General features: G+C 64.6%; 20 protein-coding genes. 14 read left to right on the top strand and 6 right to left on the bottom strand.

Annotated features, from left to right (window positions below):
- On the top strand, positions 1-880 hold an 880-nt coding region (locus AAG821_RS21000), incomplete at its 5' end, for a molybdopterin dinucleotide binding domain-containing protein (protein ID WP_341916435.1).
- Complete coding sequence (cysG, locus tag AAG821_RS21005; RefSeq protein WP_341915756.1) at positions 852-2,261, top strand: siroheme synthase CysG; 1,410 nt, start codon at positions 852-854, stop codon at positions 2,259-2,261. The genes AAG821_RS21000 and cysG, both read left to right, overlap by 29 nt.
- 2 nt (positions 2,262-2,263) lie before the next feature.
- Here the strand turns inward: cysG and AAG821_RS21010 are convergent, their stop codons facing one another.
- On the bottom strand, positions 2,264-2,596 hold the full coding sequence (locus AAG821_RS21010; protein WP_341915757.1) for a DUF1491 family protein: 333 nt from the start codon (positions 2,594-2,596) through the stop codon (positions 2,264-2,266).
- Between the two features lie 151 nt (positions 2,597-2,747).
- Here AAG821_RS21010 and AAG821_RS21015 point away from each other — a divergent pair, with 151 nt between their 5' ends.
- Positions 2,748-3,422, top strand: coding sequence for a GntR family transcriptional regulator (locus AAG821_RS21015; protein ID WP_341915759.1), 675 nt, complete (start codon positions 2,748-2,750; stop codon positions 3,420-3,422).
- A gap of 45 nt (positions 3,423-3,467) precedes the next feature.
- Positions 3,468-4,457, top strand: coding sequence for an SIR2 family protein (locus tag AAG821_RS21020; protein WP_341915760.1), 990 nt, complete (start codon positions 3,468-3,470; stop codon positions 4,455-4,457).
- Positions 4,458-4,462: 5 nt separating this feature from the next.
- Here the strand turns inward: AAG821_RS21020 and AAG821_RS21025 are convergent, their stop codons facing one another.
- Complete coding sequence (locus AAG821_RS21025; RefSeq protein WP_341915761.1) at positions 4,463-5,386, bottom strand: DMT family transporter; 924 nt, start codon at positions 5,384-5,386, stop codon at positions 4,463-4,465.
- A 167-nt stretch (positions 5,387-5,553) separates the two neighbouring features.
- Between AAG821_RS21025 and msrA the strand changes: the two genes are divergently transcribed.
- The 4 genes from msrA (at position 5,554) to AAG821_RS21045 (ending at position 9,057) form a co-directional block, all read left to right on the top strand.
- Entirely contained in the window at positions 5,554-6,216 is a 663-nt protein-coding gene (gene msrA, locus AAG821_RS21030; protein ID WP_341915763.1) for a peptide-methionine (S)-S-oxide reductase MsrA, read from the top strand.
- A 42-nt stretch (positions 6,217-6,258) separates the two neighbouring features.
- Positions 6,259-6,726, top strand: a complete 468-nt coding sequence (locus AAG821_RS21035; protein ID WP_341915765.1) for an Lrp/AsnC family transcriptional regulator — start codon at positions 6,259-6,261, stop codon at positions 6,724-6,726.
- Positions 6,727-6,736: 10 nt separating this feature from the next.
- Entirely contained in the window at positions 6,737-7,363 is a 627-nt protein-coding gene (locus AAG821_RS21040; RefSeq protein ID WP_341915767.1) for a LysE family transporter, read from the top strand.
- Positions 7,364-7,452: 89 nt separating this feature from the next.
- The gene (locus tag AAG821_RS21045; protein ID WP_341915768.1) at positions 7,453-9,057 is read left to right on the top strand and encodes an ABC transporter substrate-binding protein; all 1,605 of its coding nucleotides are present in this window, start codon (positions 7,453-7,455) and stop codon (positions 9,055-9,057) included.
- A gap of 52 nt (positions 9,058-9,109) precedes the next feature.
- Here AAG821_RS21045 and AAG821_RS21050 read toward each other — a convergent pair whose 3' ends face one another.
- Complete coding sequence (locus AAG821_RS21050; RefSeq protein ID WP_341915769.1) at positions 9,110-9,880, bottom strand: NAD kinase; 771 nt, start codon at positions 9,878-9,880, stop codon at positions 9,110-9,112.
- Positions 9,881-10,037: 157 nt separating this feature from the next.
- On the opposite strand from AAG821_RS21050, the gene AAG821_RS21055 reads away from it, so the two are divergent.
- Positions 10,038-10,508, top strand: coding sequence for a molybdopterin-guanine dinucleotide biosynthesis protein A (locus tag AAG821_RS21055; RefSeq protein ID WP_341915771.1), 471 nt, complete (start codon positions 10,038-10,040; stop codon positions 10,506-10,508).
- An 11-nt stretch (positions 10,509-10,519) separates the two neighbouring features.
- Positions 10,520-12,091 carry an ABC transporter substrate-binding protein gene (locus AAG821_RS21060; protein WP_341915772.1) on the top strand — a complete coding sequence of 524 codons (1,572 nt, stop codon included), beginning with the start codon at positions 10,520-10,522 and terminating at the stop codon, positions 12,089-12,091.
- Between the two features lie 3 nt (positions 12,092-12,094).
- Here AAG821_RS21060 and moaA read toward each other — a convergent pair whose 3' ends face one another.
- From moaA to AAG821_RS21075, 3 genes are all read right to left on the bottom strand, one after another.
- Positions 12,095-13,087: a GTP 3',8-cyclase MoaA gene (gene moaA / locus AAG821_RS21065; RefSeq protein WP_341915774.1), complete on the bottom strand. Its 993-nt coding sequence runs from the start codon at positions 13,085-13,087 to the stop codon at positions 12,095-12,097.
- A 101-nt stretch (positions 13,088-13,188) separates the two neighbouring features.
- Positions 13,189-15,885 carry a bifunctional acetate--CoA ligase family protein/GNAT family N-acetyltransferase gene (locus AAG821_RS21070; protein ID WP_341915775.1) on the bottom strand — a complete coding sequence of 899 codons (2,697 nt, stop codon included), beginning with the start codon at positions 15,883-15,885 and terminating at the stop codon, positions 13,189-13,191.
- A gap of 9 nt (positions 15,886-15,894) precedes the next feature.
- Positions 15,895-17,397, bottom strand: coding sequence for an oligosaccharide flippase family protein (locus AAG821_RS21075; protein ID WP_341915776.1), 1,503 nt, complete (start codon positions 17,395-17,397; stop codon positions 15,895-15,897).
- A gap of 70 nt (positions 17,398-17,467) precedes the next feature.
- Here AAG821_RS21075 and AAG821_RS21080 point away from each other — a divergent pair, with 70 nt between their 5' ends.
- From AAG821_RS21080 to AAG821_RS21095, 4 genes are all read left to right on the top strand, one after another.
- Positions 17,468-19,183, top strand: coding sequence for a tetratricopeptide repeat protein (locus tag AAG821_RS21080; protein WP_341916437.1), 1,716 nt, complete (start codon positions 17,468-17,470; stop codon positions 19,181-19,183).
- On the top strand, positions 19,180-21,165 hold the full coding sequence (locus AAG821_RS21085; protein WP_341915779.1) for a tetratricopeptide repeat protein: 1,986 nt from the start codon (positions 19,180-19,182) through the stop codon (positions 21,163-21,165). The genes AAG821_RS21080 and AAG821_RS21085 overlap by 4 nt, the downstream gene beginning before the upstream one ends.
- Positions 21,162-22,640 carry a tetratricopeptide repeat protein gene (locus tag AAG821_RS21090; protein WP_341915780.1) on the top strand — a complete coding sequence of 493 codons (1,479 nt, stop codon included), beginning with the start codon at positions 21,162-21,164 and terminating at the stop codon, positions 22,638-22,640. Before AAG821_RS21085 ends, AAG821_RS21090 begins: the two co-directional genes overlap by 4 nt.
- Positions 22,641-22,868: 228 nt before the next feature.
- Complete coding sequence (locus tag AAG821_RS21095) at positions 22,869-23,693, top strand: flagellin (RefSeq protein WP_341916439.1); 825 nt, start codon at positions 22,869-22,871, stop codon at positions 23,691-23,693.
- Positions 23,694-23,998 lie beyond the last annotated feature (305 nt).

The raw sequence follows: 23,998 nt of genomic DNA on the forward strand, positions 1-23,998 counted from the left end.
GACGCGCACGGCGCTGTCGCCGCGCCTGATGGGCCATATCGCCGAGCCTTTCGTCGAGCTGCATCCCGAGGATGCCGCCGCCCATGGCATCACGGCGGCCACGCTGGCGGTGCTGCAGAACGACCGCGCCAGCATCGTGGTGCGGGCGCTGGTGAGCGAAGACCAGAAGCGCGGCACCGTCTTCGTGCCGCTGCACTGGACCGACCAGTTCAGTGGCAAGGCGCGCGTGGATGCCCTGGTCAATCCGGCCACCGATCCGGTCTCGGGCCAACCGGAGCTGAAATTCACCGCCGTGGCTTTGCGCCCTTACGCGGCAGCCTGGTATGGCTTTGCCGTGATGGCCGAAGCGCCGGGCGAGATCGCCACCGGCTACTGGGCCAAGGCGAAGGCGAAAGACGGCTGGCGTGTCGAACTGGCCGATGCAGTATTGCCGCAGGACTGGACCGCTTTTGCCCGCGCGCTGTTTGGCCTCGATGCGCTATCAGAAATCGACCTGCTCGCTTATCACGACAGTGCCGCCGCGCATCACCGTTTCGCGGCCTTCAGCGGCGAGCGCCTGATCGGCGCGCTGTTCGTCGCACCCGAGCCGGTGGCAGTGTCGCGCGGCTGGGCCGCCGAACAGCTCGGCCGAACAGTGTCGACGCCGGGCGAGCGCATGCGCCTGCTGGCCGGCCGCGCCGGCGCGTCGCAGCCCGATCGCGGCGCCCAGGTCTGCGCCTGTTTCGATGTCGGGGCCGGGCAGATTGCCGCGGCCGTCGCCGGTGGCTGCCACACGGTGGAAGCGGTCGGCACGGCGCTGCAGGCCGGCACCAATTGCGGCTCCTGCCGCAGCGAAATCCGGAGGATCATCGATGCAGTTCGCATCCAGAAAGCCGGCTGAAGCAAATCCGCAACGCATCGGCACCCTGGCCAAGCTGCCGGTGTTCCTCGACCTGCATGACAAACAGGCCGTGATCGCCGGCGGTTCGGCGGCGGCGGCCTGGAAGGCCGAACTGCTGGCGGCGGCGGGCGCCACCGTCACCGTCTATGCCGCAGATTTCAGCGCCGAGATGCTGGCCCTCGACGTGACGCGCATTGCGCGCCGCTGGCAGCCTGCCGATCTGGCGGGCGCCACACTCGCCATCATCGATGCCGAGGATGATGCGGCGGCAATTGATTTCCGTGCGGCCGCGAAAGCCGCCGGCGCGATCTGCACCGCCATCGACAAGCCGGCCCATTGCGACGTGCAGTTCGGCGCCATCGTCAACCGCTCGCCTGTCGTCATCGGCATTTCCACCGATGGTGCGGCGCCGATTCTGGCGCAGGCGATCCGCCGCCGCATCGAAACCCTGCTGCCCACCACACTCGGCGCCTGGGCAACTGCTGCCAAGCGCATCCGCAAGACGCTGGCCGAGCGCCTGCCCACGCCGAGCCAGCGCCGCAGCTTCTGGGAGCGCTTTGCCGAGCGCGCCTTCCTGGAAACCGCCGTGCCGACCGAGATTGAAATCGAGCACAGTAAAGCTGGCGGCCATGTCACGCTGGTGGGCGCCGGGCCGGGCGATGCCGAGCTGCTGACGCTGAAAGCGATGCGCGCGCTGCAGGCCGCCGATGTGATCCTGTTCGACGATCTGGTATCCGACGAGGTGCTGGAACTGGCCCGTCGCGAAGCCAAGCGCATGATGGTGGGCAAGCGCGGCGGTCGTGCCAGCTGCAAGCAGGAAGACATCAACGCGCTGATGGTCAAGCTGGCGCGCCAGGGCAAGCGCGTGGTGCGGCTCAAGGCCGGCGATCCGATGGTGTTCGGTCGCGCCGGCGAGGAAATCGCCGCGCTGGAGGCTGCCGGTATTCCGGTCGCCGTGGTGCCGGGCATCACGGCGGCACTGGCGGCGGCCAGCAGCCTCGGCGTATCGCTGACCCATCGCCATGCGGCGCATTCGGTGCGTTTCGTCACCGGCCATTCGCGCCAGGGCGAACTGCCCGGCGATCTCGACTGGCGCGGCCTGGCCGATCCGGAAACCTCGCTGATGGTCTATATGGGCGGCCGCACCGGCGGCGCCTTTGCCGCCCGGCTGATGCATGAGGGCCTGTCGCCCGCCATGCCGGTGGCGGTGGTGACGGCGGTATCGCGGCGGGACGAGACGCGCTGGACCGGCCAGTTGTCGGAGCTGGGCGACGCCCTGCTGCGCATCGGGACCGAACAGCCGGTGCTGGTCGGCATCGGCCAGGTGTTTGCCGCTGCCCGTGTGCAGGCCATGCCGGCCGATATGGAAAACGTCGCTTAAGGCTACAGGATCGGCCCGTCGACCAGCACGCGGCCCTTGGGGTCTTCCACTTCGATCACATAGAGGTCCGGGTCGCGCGTGATCGCCTTTGCGATGGCGGATTCGGCATCGGCATCGCTGATGCAGGCGCCGCCCAGCCGCAGCCAGCCCGGCCGGCCCTGGGCATCGCGGGCCTGGCCCAGCAGCGTGGCCACCTGCGGCCCCAGCGCGATCTTGAGCAGCACTGTGCCGGCATCCGGGTCGCCCTTGCGGCGGATATAGACCGGAATGGCTTCCAGGTCGTAGCGCCGCAGGATTGCCTGCACCACCAGGTTGGATTTCAGCCGTGCTTCCATGTTGGCCCCTTGCTCATGGGCCAAAGTGCCCCGGATCGGCGGCGGTCACAATGCCGCCCGGGCAGCCAATTGGGGGATGGGGCAGGGCTTATTGCGGCCGTGGCGGCTTTGCGGCCTGGCTGGTAGACTGGGATTCGGTCTGGAGAGCCAGATGAACCAGTTGAAGCCGGAACTCGATCTCGACCTCGCGGGCAAGCAGACGCGGGCGGGCTCTTTGCGCCAGCGCATTGCCGACGAGATCCTGTCCGGCCGCCTGCCGCCCGGCGCCCGGCTGGAGGAGCAGGATCTGGCCGACCGCTTCGGCGTGTCGCGCACCCCGGTGCGTGAGGCGCTGAAAGCCCTGGTCGAGACCGGCCTGGTGGAAATCCGTCCGCATCGCGGCGCGCTCGTCGCCATCCCCTCGCGCCAGCATATGCATGACCTGTTCGAGGTGATGCGCGAGCTGGAAGCCATCTCGGCGCGCTATGCCGCCCAGCGCATGACCGCGGCCGAGCGCAAGAAGCTGGAAGAGTTTCACGAACGCACCCGCATCCTGGTGCGCGACGGCGAGATAGACGCCTATGCGCAGATGAATGTGGGCTTCCACACCCTGATCTATGAAGGCACGCATAACACTGCGCTGGTGGAAAACACCATGGCGGTGCGCCAGCGCCTGTCGCCCTTCCGCCGCGCGCAGTTCAGGCTGGTCGGCCGTCTGGCGAGTTCATTCGCCGAGCATGATGCGGTGGTGCGCGCGATTTTGCAGGGCGATGCAGCGGCGGCCGAGACCGCGATGGCGCATCATATCGGCACGGTGGATACCGTGTCGGAGGAATTTACGCGGTAAACAATTCATTTCTTGCTAAATTCAAGCGAAGCGATAGGTGTCCGCATGAATCGTGCTCTCCTAATTGGAGCAGGATTTTCTTACAATTGGGGCGGCCCGCTCGCTTCCGATCTATTTAGCCGTTTGCTCGGCTCGCCAGAGCTAACCGATGGTGATTTGATTCTTTTGAGGAAGTATCCGCAGAACTTTGAAGACACATTAGCTGTGCTTCAAATGGAATTCATGAAATCCGGGAAGACCTCTCTAACGCCACAGTTGGAGAGGATGCAAAATGCTCTGAAGCGGATATTTGATGAACTCAATGCTGATTTCTCGACGGCCACCTTTGAGTTTCAGAAACCTATTTTTCGAGAGTATAGCCTAAGTCAATTCTTGGCTTATTTTAATACGATCTTCTCGCTTAATCAGGATTTATTGCTTGAGTATCACTACCTAAACGGAAATGTTGAGTTGTCTGGTCAAGGTTGGAGTGGCTGGGTTTTGCCAGGAATGAAGCGGGCGAGAGAAGTCGCATCACCGCTGGTTTCTGAAGCGGCTCGTTATATGTGGGCAGCAGAGGACGTGCCGTACAAGTTAGATGGAAAAGTACAGCCTTTAATCAAATTGCACGGGTCGTCGAATTGGATCGACGCAAAAAATAACAGTTTAATGATTATGGGAGGTTACAAGGATAGGGCCATTGCTGCTCACTCGGTGCTGAAGCAGCATCTTGAGACGTTTCGATCTGAGATAAGTAAGCCAAATACACACCTAATGATTATTGGATATGGCTTTAATGACAATCATATCAATAATGCTCTCTTTGATGCAGCTAAAACCGGAAATCTCAAACTCTTTATTGTCGATCCTGCAGGTATCGCTGTTTTGAATAGGCAGAACCAAGGCGCGGCAATCCCTGCGAAATCACAAACTGCACAGATTCTGGAGCCTTGCGTTTTTGGGCTATCGAACCGGGCCTTAAGTTTTACTTTTGGCTCAAATGGAAAGCCGGAACTTCGTCAGCTAATGAGCTTCATCGGCAAGCAGATCACCTGATCCGTTCACTCCACCGGTACCGTCTTCGCCGCTTCGTCGCGGCCGCGCACGCGTTCGCGGTGCAGCACGTACAGCCCGCTGGCCACCACGATGACGATGCCGGCCCAGGCCAGCCCGTTGGGCATGTCGCCCCAGATCAGATAGCCGGCCAGCAAGGCCCAGATCAGGCCGGTGTAGCGGAACGGGCCGACGGTGGCGATGTCGCCATGGCGGAAGGCATCGACGATCAGCAGATAGCCGATGATCAGGAAGACACCGGCGCAGGCCAGCAGCGTGTATTCACGCCAGCCGATGGCGACCCAGCCCTCGAAGGCGGAGAGCACCAGCGCGCCGCCGGTCACGAAAACCGAATTGGTTGTGGCCACGATCAGGGAGGGAATGTCCTGGCCGATGCGCCGCGTGCTGAGATCGCGCGCCACGACGAACACCGTGGAGCAGAGCGCGACCAGCGCATAGGCGTTGAAGCCTTCGGCGCGCGGCTGCACGATCAGCATGATGCCGCCGAAACCGACGGCCACCGCGGTCCAGCGCCGCCAGCCTACCGGCAGGTGCAGGACCACAGCGGCCACCGCGGTCATCATCAGCGGCGAACTCATGTTGATCGCGGTGACATTGCCGATCGGCATATGGAACAGCGCCACGATGAAGAGCAGCGTAGCGATCAGATCCAGGCTGCTGCGCGTCATCACCGCCGGATGCAGGGCGCGGCGCAGCTGGCTGGCCTGGCCGGTGGCAAACACCAGCGCCAGCAGCAGCAGCGTGGCCATGAAATTGCGCAGGGAGATCAGCTGGCCGGTCGGCATGGTGCTGCTGGCCAGCTTCACCAGGCTGTCATTGGCGACGAATACGGCCATGCCGAGCATCATCGAGGCGACGCCGCGACGGGTGCCGGTGCCGATCAGGCGGGTGTAAAGCGGGAAAGCGAGCACGGTGAGTTACGGGTAAGGGCGAAACGCGGGGTTGTGATTTTGATTTTCCGACCCCGGCACCCTACCTTGTATCAAGATCGCCGCAACCAAGAGGCGCCGCAGGGCAGGGCTGCCCAGACTGCAGGCCTGCCCTTGATCACGGCCCCGCAACAGATCCGGAGGATGCCATGTGGTTCCAGACCCCACGCCATAAGGTCGAAATGCCGCCCCGCGACCGGGCGCTGCCCGGGCGGGCCACCGCCATGCCGGTGCCGGCCAAGCATTTCGTCAACGGCAATCCGCTGAAGGGGCCGTATCCGGACGGCATGGAGGTCGCCATCTTCGGCCTCGGATGCTTCTGGGGCGCCGAGCGCAAGTTCTGGCAGGCCGGGCCGGGCGTCTACAGCACCTCGGTGGGCTATAGCGCCGGCTACACGCCGAATCCCACCTACGAAGAGGTCTGCAGCGGCCTGACCGGCCATAACGAGGTGGTGCAGGTGGTGTTTGATCCGGCCAAGATCAGCTACAGCGCGCTGCTGAAGATCTTCTGGGAAAGCCATGATCCGACCCAGGGCATGCGCCAGGGCAACGACACCGGCACGCAGTACCGCTCCGGCATCTACACCACCTCGCCGGCGCAGCAGCAGGCGGCCGAGGCCTCGCGCGATGCCTATCAGGTGGCGCTGACCAAAGCGAAGCGGGCGAAGATCACCACCGAGATCATCGCCGCGCCGGCCTTCTATTATGCTGAGGACTATCACCAGCAGTATCTGGCCAAGAATCCCAATGGCTACTGCGGCTTAGGGGGGACGGGCGTGTCCTGTCCGATTGGCCTGGAAGTCACGCCATAGATTTTCTTGAATTCTATCGTTCTTTCGGCATAAATTGCCGGTATGGACAATTTTGACAGGAAAATACTAGAGCATATCCAGGTTTTTGGCCGGTCCTCCTATGGCGAGATCGGGGCCGTCGTCGGCCTGTCGGTCTCGGCCGTCAACGAGCGGCTGAAAAAGCTGGAGAAAAGCGGCGCCATCGCCGGCTGGACCGCGCGGGTCGATCCGCAGGCAGTCGGTAGCCCGGTGCTGGCCTTCGTCTATGTCCTGATCGAGCGGCCCGAGCATGAAGCGGCCTTCCTGGCGCTGGTCCGCGCGGACGCCGCGATCCAGGAATGCCATCATGTCGCCAGCGACTGGTCGTATCTGCTGAAGGTGCGGGCGGCCAGCCTGCTGGACCTGGAAGACCTGGTGGCACGCCGCATCAAGGCGCTGCCCGGCATCCCGCGCAGCCAGACCATGATCGCGCTCTCCACTGCCAAGGAAACCGCAGCCGTGCCAATTGTGGCGACCGCGTCGCCAGCATGACCGGCACAGCATGACCGCGGATGGCGAATTCTTCCTGCGCGGCATCCTGCTCGGGCTGGCTGTGGCGGCGCCCGTGGGGCCGATCGGCGTGCTGTGCATCCAGCGCAGCCTGGCCGGCGGGTTCTGGATGGGCTTCAGCGGCGGCATCGGCACGGCGGTGGCCGATGCGCTCTATGCCGCGCTGGCGGCGGCGGGCTTTGCCGTGCTGGCCGGCGGGCTGGGCAGCATCGGGCCGGTGCCGGTGCAGCAGATCCTGCAATGGGGCGGCGCGCTGTTCATCGCCTGGCTCGGCTGGCGCACCTTGTCGTCAGCGCCGGCAGAAGCCGATGCGGCTGCGCCGATGACCGGTCGCCCGCTGCGGCTGTTTGCTGTCACCTTCGCGCTGACCATGAGCAATCCGTCGACGATTCTATCCTTTGCCGCGCTGTTTGCCGGCCTGGGGCTGGCGGCCGAGCCGGGGCTGGTGACGGCCGCTAGCGCGGTTGCCGGGGTTTTCATCGGTTCGCTGCTCTGGTGGGCAATACTGAGTGGTACGATTGCCGCCCTGCGGCAGCGCGTGGGTATCAGGATGCGCCGCTGGATCAACCGCATCGCCGGCATGGTTCTGATCCTTTTCGCAATCGCACTCGTCGCCTAGCCGCCTCTTGTTTCACCCGGCCTGAATCGGCAATCTGCCTCCCAGTTTTGCGGGCGCAACGACGCGCCCATTGAGGGGAGAACTCTGTGATGACCATGCTTTGGAAAACGCCGCGATGGAAAACGCTGACGGCCGCGGCCCTGCTGTCGGCTGGCGTGTTTGCCCTGCCGATGGTTGCCGTGCAGGCCCAGGAACTGAAGATCGGCATTTCGACCGAGCCGAGCGCGATGGACCCGCACTATCACAATCTCGGTCCGAACAACCAGCTGGCCTTCACGCTGTTCGACACCCTGATCCTGCAGGACGAGACGCAGAAGCTGGTGCCGGGCCTGGCGGAAAGCTGGACGGCGATCAACGACACCACCTGGGAATTCAAGCTGCGCAAGGGCGTGAAGTTCCATGACGGCGCGCCGTTCACCGCTGCCGACGTGGTGTTCTCGATGGCGCGCCCGGCCAAGGTGCCGAACAGCCCGTCGCCGTTCACACTGTTCACCCGCAGCTTCTCCGAAGTGAAGGTGATCGACGACTTCACCATCCAGTTCGTCACCAAGGCGCCGGCACCGCTGCTGCCGACCGACGTGAGCCGCGTGGCCATTATGTCGTCGAAGGCCGCCAAGGCCGATGTGGCCGAAGGCATGACCACCGAGGCGCTGGCCAAGGGCGAAGGCCTGATCGGCACCGGCCCCTACAAGTTCGTGGAATGGACGCGCGGCAACCGCATCGTCTTCGCCGCCAACAAGGATTACTGGGGCGACAAGCCGAAGTGGGAACGGGTGATCTATCGCCCGATGTCGAATGATGCCGCCCGTGTGGCCGCGCTGCTCGCCGGCGACGTCGACATGATCGAGAATCCGCCGCCGGCCGACCTGAAGAAGCTGCGCGAGAATCCGAATGTGAAGATCAGCCAGGCCGTGTCCAATCGCCTGATCTACATCCATCTCGACAGCTTCAGCACGCCGACCACCGTGGGCATCCCCGATGCGGGCGACAAGAACCCGCTGAAGGATGTGCGCGTGCGCAAGGCGCTGTCGATGGCGATCAACCGCGATGCCATCACCAGCCGCATCATGGAAGGTCTGGGCCAGCCGACCGGCGATTTCCTGCCCTCGCCGATGTTCGGTACCCGCAAGGATGCCAAGCCGGATGCCTTCAACGCCGATGCCGCCAAGAAGCTGCTGGCCGAGGCCGGCTATCCGAACGGCTTCTCGATCACGCTGGGCTCGCCGAACAACCGCTACATCAACGATGCCGAAGTGGCGCAGGCGGTGGCCTCGCAATGGACGCGGATCGGCGTGAAGACCAAGGTGGATGCCACCACGGCCACCGTGTTCTTCAAGAACCGTGACTCCTTCGTCTATTCGGCCTATCTGGCCGGCTGGGGCGCGGGCACCGGCGAAATGTCGGACCCGCTGCGCTCGCTGGTGGCGACGCCGAACCGCGACAAGGGCTTCGGCGGCACCAACAAGGGCCGTTATTCGAACCCGCAGCTCGATGCGATCATCGAGCAGGCGCTCGGCACCGTCGACAATGCCAAGCGCGAAGCGCTGCTGCAGCAGGGTTCGAAGATGGCGATCGACGATATGGCGCTGATCCCGCTGCATATCGAGATCACGCCCTGGGCGACCCGCAAGGGCCTCAGCTACAAGGCGCGTGCCGACCAGTATACGGTTGCCAATGGCGTGACCCGCGACTGATCGCGGCCGGCGCTCAGACAGAAACGCCGCGGAAGCGATTCCGCGGCGTTTTTTATGTCAGGAACTGTTCGTTGAGGATGCGCTCTTCCAGGCTGTGGCCGGCATCGAACAGCAGGGTCAGGCCGATCTCCGGCGCTTCGCGGATTTCGACGCTGGCGACGTCGCGCACCTCGTTGAAATCGGCCGTGGCCGAAACCGGGCGCTTGGCGGTTTCCAGCACCTCGATCTTCACCGTGGCATTGCGCCCCAGCAGGGCGCCGCGCCAGCGCCGCGGCCGGAAGGCGCTGATCGGGGTCAGCGCCAGCGCCCCGGCCGAGAGCGGCAACACCGGGCCATGGGCGGACAGGTTGTAGGCCGTGCTGCCGGCCGGCGTCGCCACCAGGGCGCCGTCGCAGACCAGTTCCTCGACGCGCACGCGGCCATCGATCGAGATGCGCAGCTTGGCGGTCTGGCGGGTCTGGCGCAGCAGGGCCACCTCGTTGATCGCCAGCGCTTCATGCTCCTCGCCGCCAAGGGTGACGGCGCGCATGCGCAGCGGGTGCACGATGGCCGCCTGGGCTTCGGCCAGCCGTTCGATCAGGCTGTCTTCCCGGTATTCGTTCATCAGGAAGCCGAGCGTGCCCTGGTTCATGCCATAGATCGGAATCCGGCTGGTCATGTACTGGTGCAGGGTCTGCAGCATGAAGCCGTCGCCGCCCAGGGCCACGATCACTTCGGCCTTTTCCGGCGCGGTATCGCCATAACGCGATGCCAGCCGCGCCCGAGCGGCTTCGGCGGTATCGCCTCTGGCCGCGACAAAGGCGATCTTGCTAAAATGCGTCATTGGAAGTCGTGCCCGCCAGACTGGATGAAAATACGTCAGACCTGAGTTGCGGCCAGTATAGCCAGTGGGGCCGGAGGCGGACAGCCTTCCATGACCTGCGCGATCATAACGGGCCGGCGCGATAACGGAGGGGAACGGGATGTCGGGATCACGAATCATGCTTCATGCCATGCTGATGGCGCTGGGCCTGCTGCTGGCCGGACCTGCCGTGGCGGATACCGACCGCCATGCGGGCTATTACTATCCGCCGATCAGTTCCCGGGAGACCTACAAGGCCCGTGCCGCGGTGATGCCGGAGGCCAGCAGCGACACACGCCTGGGCTTTGTCACCGCCCTGGCCTATCAGCAGAACGGGCGTGCCTATCCGCCCACTTTCGTGATGTTTGCCAAGGGCGAGAGTTTCGAGCGGCTGATCATCGTCGCCATCGGCAGCCACGGCTTCCGCGGCATCTATCAGGCCCGCGCCATGCTGGCGCAGCTGACCAGCATCGCCCGCGGCACCCCGATGTTCCGCGATAATAACCTGCAGGACGTGCTGACCTTCCTCGATCTCGCCCGTATGATGGGGTTCGAGGAATTGACCGTGTCGGATGGGCAGACATTCGCGCACCGGATCACGCTGAAATAGAGGAATGCGTCATGGCGATGTCGGGTTGGAAGACGCTGGCGGTGGCAGTGCTGGCTTTGGGGCTGAGCCTGCCGGTGCAGGCGCAGGAGTTGCGGATCGGCCTGTCGGGTGAACTCAATTCGCTCGACCCGCATTACTTCAACCTGACGATCAACAACCAGATCGCTTATTCGATCTTCGGCACGCTGATCCAGCAGGATGAAACGCAGAAACTCACGCCGGGCCTGGCCGAAAGCTGGAAGACGCTGGACGACACCACCTGGGAGTTCCGCCTGCGCAAGGGTGTGCGGTTCCATGACGGTTCGCCGTTTACGGCCGCCGATGTGGTGTTCTCGATGGCGCGCACCGCCAAGGTGCCGAACAGTCCGTCGCCGTTCACGCTGTTTGCACGCGCCTTCAGCGATGTGAAGGTGATCGACGACCACACCATTCATTTCATCACCCGGGCGCCGTCGCCGCTGCTGCCCAACGATCTCAGCCGCGTCGCCATCATGTCGTCGAAAGCCGCCAGGGCCGATGTGGCCGAGGGCATGACCACCGAGGCGCTGAACAAGGGCGAGGGCCTGGTCGGCACCGGGCCGTATAAATTCGTCGAATGGACGCGCGGCAACCGCCTGGTGCTGGCGGCCAATCCGGATTACTGGGGCGGCAAGCCGGTCTGGAGCCAGGTGATCTACCGGCCGATGTCGAACGATGCCGCCCGTGTCGCGGCCCTGCTGGCCGGCGATGTCGACATGATCGAGAATCCGCCGCCGGCCGATATGAAGAAGCTGCGCGAAAATCCGAATGTGAAGATCAGCGATGTGGTGTCGAACCGGCTGATCTATATCTCGCTGGACCAGTCGGAGCCGACCGCCGGCATTCCTGACACGGACGGCAAGAATCCGCTGCGCGATGTGCGGGTGCGCAAGGCGCTGTCCATGGCGATCAACCGTGATGCGATTGCCAGCCGCATCATGGAAGGCCTGGGCAAGCCGGCCGGCGACTTCCTGCCCAGCCCGATGTTCGGCACCCGCAAGGATGCCAGGCCGGAGGCCTATAACCCGGATGCGGCCAAGAGACTGCTGGCCGATGCGGGCTATCCGAATGGCTTCTCGATCACGCTGGGCTCGCCCAACAACCGCTATATCAATGATTCCGAGGTGGCGCAGGCGGTGGCCTCGCAATGGACCCGCATCGGTGTGAAGACCAAGGTGGATGCCGTGAATGCCACGGTGTTCTTCAAGAATCGCGATGAGTTCAAATATTCCGCCGGCCTGGTCGGCTGGGCGGCCGGCACCGGCGAGATGTCGAACCCGCTGCGTTCCATCGTCGCCACGGTCAATCGCGACAAGGGTTTTGGCGCTGCCAACAAGACGCGCTATTCCAATCCGGCACTGGATGCGGTGATCGAGGAAGCCCTGCGCACGGTGGATGCAGGTAAACGCGAAATGCTGCTGCAGCAGGGCTCGAAGATGGCGCTGGACGACCAGGCGCTGATCCCGCTGCATATCGAGGTGACCAGCTGGGGCCTGCGCAAGGGCTTCAGCTACAGGGCGCGTGCCGACCAGTACACGCTGGCCAATGGCGTCAGCAAGGATTGAGTCTTAACCGCCGGTCACGCTCATGTGGCGCGGCACGGCGGCGGGCGCCTGGCGACGATCGATGATGAAATCGTGGCCCTTGGGTTTGCGCGCGATCGCCTCGCGGATGGCATCTTCCAGCGGCGCGTCGCTTTCCGAGAGGCGCAACGGCGCGCGCAGGTCGGCGGCATCGTTCTGGCCGAGGCACATATACAGCGTGCCGGTGCAGGTCAGCCGCACGCGGTTGCAGCTTTCGCAGAAGTTATGGGTCAGCGGCGTGATGAAGCCCAGCCGTCGCCCGGTTTCGGCCACGGTGTAATACCGCGCCGGGCCGCCGGTCTTGTAGTCGGTCTCGTCCAGGGTCCATTTGCGCTGGATCTGCGCCCGCGCCATCGACAGCGGCATATACTGGTCGATGCGCGCTTCCTCGCCGATCTCGCCCATCGGCATCACCTCGATGAACACCAGATCGAAGCCCTCGTCGCCGCACCAGGCGATCAGGTCGTTGAATTCCATGTCGTTGACGCCGCGCAAGGCCACGGCATTGATCTTGACCTGCAGCCCGGCCGCCTTGGCCGCCTGCAGCCCGGCCATCACCTTGTCGAGCTTGCCCCAGCGGGTCAGCTCGGTGAATTTGTCGCTGTCCAGCGTATCGAGCGACACGTTGATGCGCTTCACGCCGGCCGCGGCCAGCCCATCGGCATATTTCTCCAGCTGGCTGCCATTGGTGGTCAGCGTCAGCTCGTCCAGCGCGCCGGTCTTCAGATGGCGGCCGAGGCTGTCGATCAGGGTCATGATACCGCGCCGCACCAGCGGCTCGCCGCCGGTCAGCCGCAGCTTGCGCACGCCCATGCGCACGAAGGCCGAGCAGAGCCGGTCGAGCTCTTCCAGGCTCAGCACATCGGCCTTGGGCAGGAAGGTCATGTCTTCCGCCATGCAGTAGACACAGCGAAAATCGCAGCGGTCCGTGACCGACACGCGCAGATAAGAAATCGAACGGCCGAAAGGATCAATCATGTGGCAAACGGGGCTCCCGGAATCCACCGTCCCGGCACGCTTAAGATAGAGAGCGGGGGTGCTTCGGGCAACCCCACCATAAATCACGATTTAAGCGGTTTTCAGCCCTGCAGCGGCAGGCGGACCTCGACCACATCGCTGCCGGCGCTGCTGGACGCCACGCGCTGGAAGCCCAATTCGGCCGCCAGGGTCCGCATCGCCTGGTTTTCCCGCAGGATGTCGCCGACGATCTCGCGGGTGCCGCGCTGGCGGCAGTAATTGATGATCTTGCGCATCAGCAATTCGCCGAGCCCCTGGCCCTTCATGTCGGTGCGCACCAGCACGGCGAATTCGGCGCGCAGGTTGTCGGGATCGGTGATCGCGCGCACCACGCCCAGCGTTTCGGCCGGACCGTCAGCATCGGCCGGGTTGGGCCGTGTGGCGATGAAGGCCATCTCGCGCTCGTAATCAATCTGGGTGAAGCGCGCCATCTCGCTATGCGGCAGCTGCCGCATCGGCGAGAAGAAACGCAGGCGGAAATCCTCGGCCGAGACTCGCTGCAGGAAATCCTCATGCGCCGGCTCGTCCTCGGGCCGCACCGGACGCAGCAACACGCTCTCGCCGCTGCGCAGCGTGGCGGTCTCATCCAGGCCGCTGGGATAGGGCCGGATCGCCAATCGGTCATGGCCATGCACGGCACTGGGGCGGATCACCATGCGGGCATCCAGCGCCACCATGCCCTGGTCATCGGCATAGAGGGGATTGATATCCAGCTCGGCCAGTTCGGCATGGTCGGCGATCATCTGGGCGACGCGGATCAGCAGGGCGGCCAGCGCATCGCGATCCACTGGCGGGAAGTCGCGATAGCCGGCCATCAGGCGGCTGACCTTGGTACGGTCGATCAGGTCATGTGCCAGATGCATGTTGAGCGGCGGCAGGGCAATGGCACGGTCGCCGATCACCTCGACGCCGACGCCGCCCTGGCCGAACATGATGGCCGGGCCGAAGATCGGATCGGTCAGCGCGCCGACAATCAGTTCATGGGCGCGCGGCCGGCGGATCATCGCCTGGATGGTGAAGCCGTCGATGCGGGCATCGGGCCTGCGGTTGCGCACGCGGGTCAGCATCGCCTCTGCGGCAGTGATCAGCTCGGCCTTGCTGCTCAGATTCAGCGCGACGCCGCCGACATCGGATTTATGCGTGATGTCGGGAGACAGGATCTTGAGCGCGACCGGATAGCCGATGCGATGTGCGGCACTCACCGCAGATGCCGTATCGATGGCGGCCTCGGTGGGCACCACGGGAATGCCATAGGCGGCGAGGATGCGCTTGCCTTCGATTTCGTTCAGCATGCTGCGCCCTTCACGGAGCGCAATCTCGATCACGGCACGCACGGCGGCATGATCGGGTGAAAAATTCTCCGGCAGCTCGGCCGGAATTTCCATCAGGTTCTTCATGTTGCGGCGGTAATCCACCATATGCATGAAGGCACGGGCCGCGGCATCCGGCGTTTCGTAGGACGCCAGGCCTGCTTCGGCAAAGGCGCGCCGCGCAGCCTGCACCGCTTCGCCGCCCGACCAGCAGGTCAGCACATTCTTGGTTGCACCGCGCGCAGTTTCGATCACCGCCTGGGCCGGTTGCAGCGACGGCACAATGGCAGTGGGGGCGTGCATCACCAGCACCGCGTCAACGCCGGGGTCGGCCAGCACGATCTTCAGCGCGTCGGCATAGCGCTGGCTCGGGGCGTCGCCGATGATGTCGACCGGATTGCCATGCGACCAGGTCGACGGCAGCACGGCATCCAGCGCATCCAGCGTGGCACCAGAAAGGTCGGCCATGGTGCCGCCGCATTCGATCAGCGTATCCACCGCCATCACGCCGGGGCCGCCGCCATTGGTGACGATGGCCAGGCGTTCGCCGGGCAGGCGGCGGCTGCGCGCCAGTGTCTCGACGGTGTCGAACAGTTCCTCGACGCCATTCACGCGCAGGATGCCCGCACGACGCAGCGCAGCGGTATAGACGTCATCACCGCCGGCCAGCGCCCCGGTATGCGAGGCCGCGGCCTGGGCGGCACGGGCGTTGCGGCCGGATTTCACCGCCACGATCGGCTTGTTGCGCGCCGCCGCCCGGGCGGCCGACATGAACTTGCGCGCGTTTTTCACCGACTCGATATAGAGCAGGATCGCGCGCGTCTGCGGGTCGGTGGCGAGATAGTCGATGATGTCGCCGAAATCGACGTCGGCTGAATCGCCCACGGAGAGGAAATGGCTGAAGCCGACGCCATGCTGGCGGGCCCAGTCGAGCACGATGGTGCACAGCGCGCCCGACTGGCTGACGAAGGCCAACTGTCCCGGCGCGGCATTGGCATGGGCGAAACTGGCATTCAGCCGCAGGCCCGGAATGATCAGGCCGATTCCGTTCGGCCCCAGGATGCGCAGCAGATATGGTTTGGCGGCGTCCAGCATGGCCTGCTGCAGGCTGCGGCCATCGGCCAGCTTCTGTGTCGACAGGCCGGCCGTCAGCACCACGGCGGCGCGGCAGCCCATTTCGCCCAGCATGGCAATCTGTTCAGGCACGGCGGTCGGTGGCACCACGATGATGGCAAGGTCGGGTATGCCGGGCAGGGCGCGCACGGATGCGTAGCAGGGCAACTCCTGCAGGCTGCGGTATTTCGGGTTGACCGGCCAAATCGCGCCGTTGAATCCGCCGCGGATCAGGTTATCGAGCACCACGCTGCCGACACGGGCGGGCGTGCCCGAAGCGCCGATCACGGCAACCGATTTGGGCGCGAAGAGTTTATCGAGATTGCGAATCGTCATGCTGCACCACTATAGCCGATCCATGACGTGCACATGACGCAGCAGTCGGAGTGACAGCCAGCCGGCGGCAGCCAGTATAACGCCCCACAGCGCCAGGGGCAGGTCGCCGAGCAGCGAAATGGCAACCGCGGCAACCACCAGCAGCGCGGCAAGGGCCCAAGCTTCAGGTTGCAGATACTGCTGGCATTGCCGTCGGGCGGCCACCGCCAGTTGCAGGGTGGCGATCAGGTTGGCGGCAAGCATGGCAAAGGCGGTGCCGGTGGCGCCAGCCAGGGTCGCGGCCGGCCAGATCAGGGCGAGGAACAGCATCAGGGCCAGCAGGCTGTTGGTGGCCGACCAGCCGGTGCGGCCGTCACGCAGCATGCCGGCGGTGAGCGGCGACCGCACCGTCATCACCAGCCGCGACAGCAGCAGCAGGGCAAACAGGCCGGCACTGCCGGGCATCGGGTCATGCGCCAGCATCTGGAACAGCGGTTCGCGCAGCGCCAGCAGGATCAGGGCGAAGGCGGCGCCAGCGGCCAGCATCACGCTGCTGATACGGCCCAGGATCTGCGCCGCATCGGTTTTACGCAGGGCATGATGCACCAGGCCACCGAAGGCCATCAGGAAGGGGTTTGCCAGCAGGCCCTCGAACAGCATGGTGACGCGGTTGACCACCAGGAACAGGCCGGCCGTCTCGATCGAGACCAGCGCGGCCAGCAGGAAGCGGCAGATCGTATCGAGGGCATAGCGCAGGGTCAGGCTGCCCATCATTGGCAGCCCATAGCGCAGCAGCCGCTGCGACCGCGCGATATCGAAATCGATTGTCAGGCGCGGCAACAGCAACACCAGCGCGACGAGGGTGGCGCTGCCCTGCGCGATCAGCTGCGCCCCCAGCAGGCCAGGCAGGCCATAGCGCTGCTCCACCACCATCCAGTAACTGAAGGCCAGCAGCAGCGCGAGCTGCGCCACCGCAATCACGCCGGCGAGCTTGACATGGCGCGCGGCGCGCAACTCGGTCAGCAGCACCACCTGTGTCGCACCGATGAACAGCAGTGGTACCAGCAGCCAGGCCATCGGCAGCGGGACCGCATCGAATTGCGCCATGACCGTCGTGCTGCCGAACAGCCCGGCCAGCAGGATGCCGACCACCAGGCTGCCGGCACTGCAGAGGATCAGCGTGTTGCCGAGCAGCCGCGGGCGGTCGTCGGACGGGATATGGGCGTAATAGTAGAGATAGGAAAATTTAAGGCCGAGCAGGCCCAGCGTCAGGCCCTGCGTCAGTGCGGTATCGACCAGGCTGAACAGGCCCAGTTCCGCCGGACTCAGGCTGGCGGTGATCATGGGCAGGAGCAGGATGCCGCCCAGGCTGAGCAGGCCGAGCGACAGGAAATAGCCGCCGAAGTCGTGCAGCAGGGCGCGGGTATAGGCAGCCGGCCCGGCCAGCAGTTCCGGCGCGGTCGTGGTGGGGGCGCTGGAGTCGGCCAGTGCGGAGGGAATCGGCCCGGGAGGACTCGCCTTGGGAAAAATCACATCTGTGCTCCCGGATCGCCGGGGATTACCAATCCATTAACGGTCATGGCATAAGTCTCGGCAGAGTATCATGCAGCCCGATAGGATCGCTCAGAAAATCCGCCTGGCGCTCGGCACGGCCAAGAGACTCCATGTGAGTGGACACCTTGGCGATGCGCAGCGAGCCTGCGAACTTGTGCTCAAACTGGATGCCGGCAATGTCGCAGCCCTGACGCGGCTTGGCCTGATCGCCAAGCAGGAGCGGCAGGCCGAGGAGGCCATCGCGCATTTCTCGGCCGCCGTTGCTGCCGCGCCGCAGGATGTCTATGCACTGCGGCTGCTGGCCAGCACGCTGCGCGAACAACGACGGCCAGAGGAAGCTGTCGCCCTGCTGGAGCGGAGCCTGCCGCAGCTGCCGCGGCCCAGTGCGCTTCTTCTGAATGAACAGGGGCGCTGCCTGCTCGATCTGGGCGAGACCGAGAAAGCCCTGGCCTGTTTCGAGGCTGCGGCAGCGCGCGCACCACAGAATGCCGAGATTGCCAGCATGCTGGGCCTGGCGCGGCGGCGCATCGGTGACAAGGCCGGCGCGCGGGCCGCATTCCAGACGGCACTGGCGCTGAATCCCGATGATGCCGCGGCGATGAACGGTATCGGTAACGACGCGCTTGAGCAGGAAGACTTCGCGGCCGCTGCCGACTGGTATCGTCGCGCCATTGCCCAGCGGCCGAAATTTCTCAAGGCCCAAAAGAACCTCGCTTATGCTCTCAGTCTTGCCAATGATGTGGCTGGCGCGCGTGCCGCGTTTGAACGCGTATTCGAGAGTCACCGCGATGTGGCCGAAGCGCATATGGATTACGGCCTTTTCCTGCTCTCGATCGGCGACTATGCGCGCGGCTGGCAGGAATACGAGCACCGGTGGCGCTTCGACGGCTTCGGCGAACAGGATTGGGGCGGCGGGCTGCTGCGCTGGAGCGGTGAACCGCTGAACGGCCGGCATCTGCTGCTCTGGGGCGAACAGGGCATCGGCGACCATATCCTGTATGGCACCATGCTGCCCGATGCGATCCGGCGCGCCGGAGAAGGCGTGGGAGGCGGCGAGGTCACGGTCGCTGTCGAAGCCCGGCTGGTGCCGCTGTTCGCGCGCTCGCTGGCACAGACTGGCGCCACCGTGGTGGAGCGCGGCGCCGATATCGCCGCCGATGTGCAATGTCCGCTGGGCAGCCTGGGGCAATGGCTGCGGCCGAGCCCGGCCGACTGCGGTAATGGCCGCTACCTGCAGGCGGATGCGGCGCGCAGTGCAATGCTGCGCAACCGTTATGCGGCGTTGGGCCAGCCGGGCGATCGGCTGGTCGGCCTGTCCTGGCGCAGTGCCAACTGGCATGTCGGCCATTACAAAAGCCTGAATCTGGAGACGCTGCTGCCGGTGCTGCAGCGGCCGGGCTTTGTCTGGGTTTCGCTGCAGTATGGCGAGGTCGCGAGCGAGATCGCCCAATTCACGCAGCGCCACGGCATCGTTATCCATCAGGATGCCGAGATCGATGCCATGCGCGATCTCGATGGCCTGGCGGCGCAGATTGCAGCGCTTGATGCCGTGGTCAGCAGCAGCAATTCGACGGTGCATTTCGCCGGCGCGCTCGGCGTGCCCTGCGACATCCTGCTCTCAGCGGGCCGCGGCCGCATGTGGTACTGGCCGCCGCAAGGTGAAACGACGCCCTGGTATGACTCGATCCGGCTGGTGCGGCAGGCGCAGGCCGGTGACTGGGCCTCGGCGCTGCTGCGGCTCAATGCACTGCTGAACCGCCCATGACTGGCCCGAAGCCCGAAACCCCGGTGCAGTGGCTGCAGGCCGGCGTGCAGGCCCATGAGGCCGGCGATCACGCGCATGCCGCGGCCTGCTATCGCACCGTGCTGCAGCTGGTGCCTGGTCAGGCCGATGCCCTGCATCTGCTGGGCGTCATCGCCGATCAGCAGGGCCAGCATGCCGAAGCCGCGGCGCTGATCCGCCAGGCCATTGCCCGGGTGCCGCAGGCGCCGGATTTTCACAGCAACCTTGGCATGGCCTTGCTCGGGCAGGGCGACCGGGCCAGCGCCATTGCTTCCTACCGCACGGCACTGATTCTGGAGTCCGACCATGCCGGCGCGCGCCGCGGCCTGATCGCTGCCTTGATGGCGGAACGGCAGATGGCGGAAGCCATCGTGGAGCTTGGCCTGGCCGTACAGGCCGAACCCCAGGCCGCCGATCTGCGTGATCTGGCCGGGCTGGCCCTGCGCGCCGAACGGCGCTACGAGGATGCCCTGCTGCATCACCGCAAGGCCATTGCGCTGGCGCCCAACAACCCCGATATCCGCGAGAACTATGCTGCCACGCTGGCGAAGACACAGCGGCCCGATACGATGGCCGAGGCGGTGCAGGTGCTGGAAGCAGTGCTGGCACAGGCCCCGGAACGGGTAAGCAGCCTGCTGCTCCTCGGCGTGCTGCTGATCAAGCAGCAGCGCATGGCCGCAGCGCTCGACTGCCTCGACCGCGCGGCCGTGCTTGCCCCTGATCGTGTCGAGATACTGGTCAATCGCGCCATCGCCCTGCAGCTGCTGGACCGTGGCGCCGAGGCGCTGCGCGAGATTGATCGCGCCATGATCCTGTCGCCCGATGACTGCATGGTGCTTGGCGGCCGCGGCACCCTGCGTGAACAGCGGGGTGAGTATGCGGCGGCACTGGCGGATTATCGCGCGGCCCATGCGGCACGCAACCGGCGCAGCGATGATGTGCTGGCCGATGTCGACCTCAAGCTCAGTCTGTTGCTGCTGTCACTCGGCGAACTGGCCGAAGGCTGGCCGCTGTATCGTGCACGGCTGCTGACCGGCACGGTCGATCCGCGCGGCAAGATTTTCCGCGACCGCCTGCCGGACTGGGACGGGCAGCTGCGATCCGGCCAGCGCCTGCTGGTCTGGGGTGAACAGGGCATTGGCGACCAGGTGATCTACGCGCAGATGCTGCCCGCACTGGCTGCACGCGGCGTCGTGCCGGTGTTTGCCTGCGATGCGCGGCTGGTGCCGCTGATGCGGCGCTCATTCCCCGATCTGCATATCGAGGCGATGAATGCCGGGCATGACAAGGACATTGCCGCCATGGCCGATGCGCAGGCCGGGATCGGTGCGCTGGGTGCGGTGTTGCGCCCGACACTGGCCGATTTCCCGCCGGCGCAGGCCTATCTCAGGGCCGATCCTCACCTGGTGGCCGAATTCCGCACGCGCTATCGCGCAGAATGCGAGAGATTGGGCAAGCGCCATGTCGTGGGCCTGACCTGGCGCAGCAAGAATGCCATGTTTGGCGATTTCAAATCGGTGCCGCTGGCGGCCTGGGCACCTATCCTCAAGCAATCAGGCCTGCCGCAGAAGGATATCCTGTTCGTCGATCTGCAGTATGGCGACACAGCGGAGGAACGCGCTGCGGTCAAGCAACAGTTCGGCGTCGATATCCTGCATGACGACAGTGTCGACCAGTTGACCGATATCGACCGGTATGCGGCGCAGGCGGCAGCAATGGATCTGGTGATCGGCACCAGCAACAGCGGCCTGCATATCGCCGCTGCGCTGGGGCGGCCCTGCTGGGCGCTGGTGCCGGGTGGTGCCGGGCGGCTGTGGTACTGGTTCCTCGAACGCACAGACAGTCCGTGGTATCCCGCCCTGCGCCTGTTCCGTCAGCCCAATGGCCGCAGCGACGATTGGACTGGCATCATCGACCAGGTCGCTGATGCATTGCGGCGCTGGCAGGGGGAGCAGCCACGATGAGCGAGAGCATCGCGGCCATGTTGCGGCAGGCCGTAGCCCATCATCAGGCGAAAGAGCATGTCGCCGCCCGTGCCGGTTATGAGGCGGTGCTGGCGCGCGAGCCGAAGCAGGCTGATGCGTTGCATCTGCTCGGCGTGCTGAAGGATCAGACCGGCGATCATGCCGGCGGGCTGGCGCTGATCGAACAGGCGATTGCCGTCCAGCCGAACGAGGCCGGCTTCCATGGCAATCTTGCCACTGCATTGCTCGCGCTGGGTCGCAACGATGAAGCGATGGCGGCCTATACCCGCGCGCTGGATCTCGACCCCGATTATGCCGAGGGGCATTACAATCTGGCCAATCTGCTGCGCAGCCATGGCGATCCGGTTGCGGCCCGGCGACACTTCGAGCGGGCACTGCGCCTGCAGCCGCAGCATGCGCAGGCGCGCAACAACCTGGCCATGCTGCTGTGGGAGGAGCTGGATGACAAAGCCGGTGCGCAGACACATTTCGACAAGCTGCGGCTGATCGCGCCGCAATGGCCGGTCGCACGGATGAACGAAGGCGTGTTCCGACTGGCCAGTGGCGATTACGCCAATGGCTGGCCTGCCTATGAATGGCGCTGGCGCAATCCCGATTACAAGGAGCGCGACTGGGGTCTCGGCCTGCCGCGCTGGACCGGTCAGGCGATGGCCGGTGCAGTGTTGCTGCTGTGGGGCGAGCAGGGCGCGGGCGACCAGATTCTCTATGGCACCATGCTGGAGGATGCGCGTCGCCTGAGTGGCGCCCGCCTGGTGATTGCTGTTGAACCGCGCCTCGTTGCCCTGTTCGCGCGTTCCTTCGCCGGTCGTGATGTCACGGTCGTCGCACGTGGCACCCCGGTTGCTGCCGCGGCACAATGTCCGTTCGGCAGTCTGGGTGCCATCCTGCGCCAGAGCGAAACCGATTTTGCCGGCAAGGGACGTTATCTGCTGGCCGACCCGCAACAGCGTGAGCGACTGCACGCTGAATATCGGCACATGGCTGGCGCACAGCGCCGCGTGATCGGCCTGAGCTGGCGCAGTGGCAATGCCAGTATTGGCGCGCACAAGAGCATTCCACTGACGCTGCTGGCGCCGGCCCTGGCGCGACCGGATGTCTTCTGGATTTGCCAGCAATATGGCGATGTGGACGAGGATCTGCGCCTGCTGCGCGAGCATGGCGTAGCGATCCACCGCGATCCCGCCATCGACAGCATGGCTGACCTTGATTCGCTGGCTGCGCAGACAGCGGCCCTGGATGGCCTGATCAGCGTCAGCACCACGGTGGTGCATATGGCAGGGGCCCTGGGCCTGCCCGCCCGTCTGTTATTGCCCCGCGGGCGCGGGCGACTCTGGTACTGGCCCGAGGCTGGGGAGGGGAGCCGCTGGTATGACAGCGTCTCGATCCTGCGGCAGGTCCAGCCCGATGACTGGACGGCGGTAGTTACGGGCCTGAAACAGGGTTGGCAGTCATAATATGCGGAATGTTGTTACATTTCAGCCATATGACGAGTCATTAACCATAATCCATGCGGATTGGTTCGTTAACGACCTGTTAAGGTGTTTGAAAAATAATGACTTTTAGCGATGAACCGGGGCGAGGAAACAGTTTTTCCGATTGACACTTGTTACAGCAATCTGCTTTAACCCCGGTAGTTCTCAAAAGAGAGCATCCATCTGTGATCCTAGAATAGGAGCTTAAAAATGGCTAATTCCGTCAATACCAACGTTGGCGCGCTCGTCGCTCTGTCGTCGCTGCGCAGCACCAACGCTTCTCTCGATGTCACCTCGAAGCGGGTTCAGACCGGCTTCCGTGTTGCCGACGCGTCTGACGACGCCGCGGTGTTCGCGGTTGCGCAGGGCATCCGCGGTAACATCAAGGCTTATGCTTCTGTGCAGTCGTCGCTGGCTGCCGGTGAAGGCCTTGGTCAGGTTACCGCTGCCGCTCTGACCGGCATTTCGAACCTGATCGGTGACATCAAGGCCAAGTTCGCCAATCTGGCCGACGGCTCGCTGACCTCTGACCAGCGCGTCGTGTACCAGAATGACGTGAACCAGCTGGTCAGCCAGATTCAGAACTATATCGGCCAGGCGTCTTACAACGGTAAGAACCTGCTCACCGCCGACACCTCGGTGACCTTCGTGGCCGACGTGACCGGCACGACGCTGACCCTGCAGACCAACTCTTCGCTGTCTGCGGCGGCCGCCAGCTTCTCGAGCACGTTCACCGGCGGTTACACCGCTGCGTCGAACTACAGCTCGGCGATCGGCGACCTGGGCACCCTCGAACTGCTCGTCAACTCCATCTCGGCGCAGGTCGCGGCGCAGTCGCGTTCGATCTCGCTGCAGAAGGGCTTCGTTGACGATCTGGTCGACGCCACCAAGAAGGGCCTTGGCGCCCTCGTCGACGCCGACGTTGCGGCCGAAAGCGCGACCCTGCAGTCCCTGCAGGTCCGCCAGCAGCTCAACATCCAGGCGCTGTCGATCGCCAACCAGCAGCCCAACACGCTGCTCAGCCTGTTCCGTTAATAGAGTAACGGCGCGCCGCTCCAAAAACGGAACGGCGCGCCGATCTATCAAACGCGTATACAGTCGGTTTCCCAAAACAGTCCGTTTGAAGTGCGTTCGAGTATAAAACTGCGTCCGAGTACCTGTCGTACGACCTCAACCCCGCTTTCCTAGAATAGGAAAAGGAGCAATATCATGGCTAATTCCGTCAATACCAACGTTGGCGCGCTCGTCGCTCTGTCGTCGCTGCGCAGCACCAACGCTTCTCTCGATGTCACCTCGAAGCGGGTTCAGACCGGCTTCCGTGTTGCCGACGCGTCTGACGA

This window comes from Ferrovibrio terrae (assembly GCF_943372915.1).
GTDB classification, from domain to species: Bacteria; Pseudomonadota; Alphaproteobacteria; order Ferrovibrionales; family Ferrovibrionaceae; genus Ferrovibrio; species Ferrovibrio terrae_A.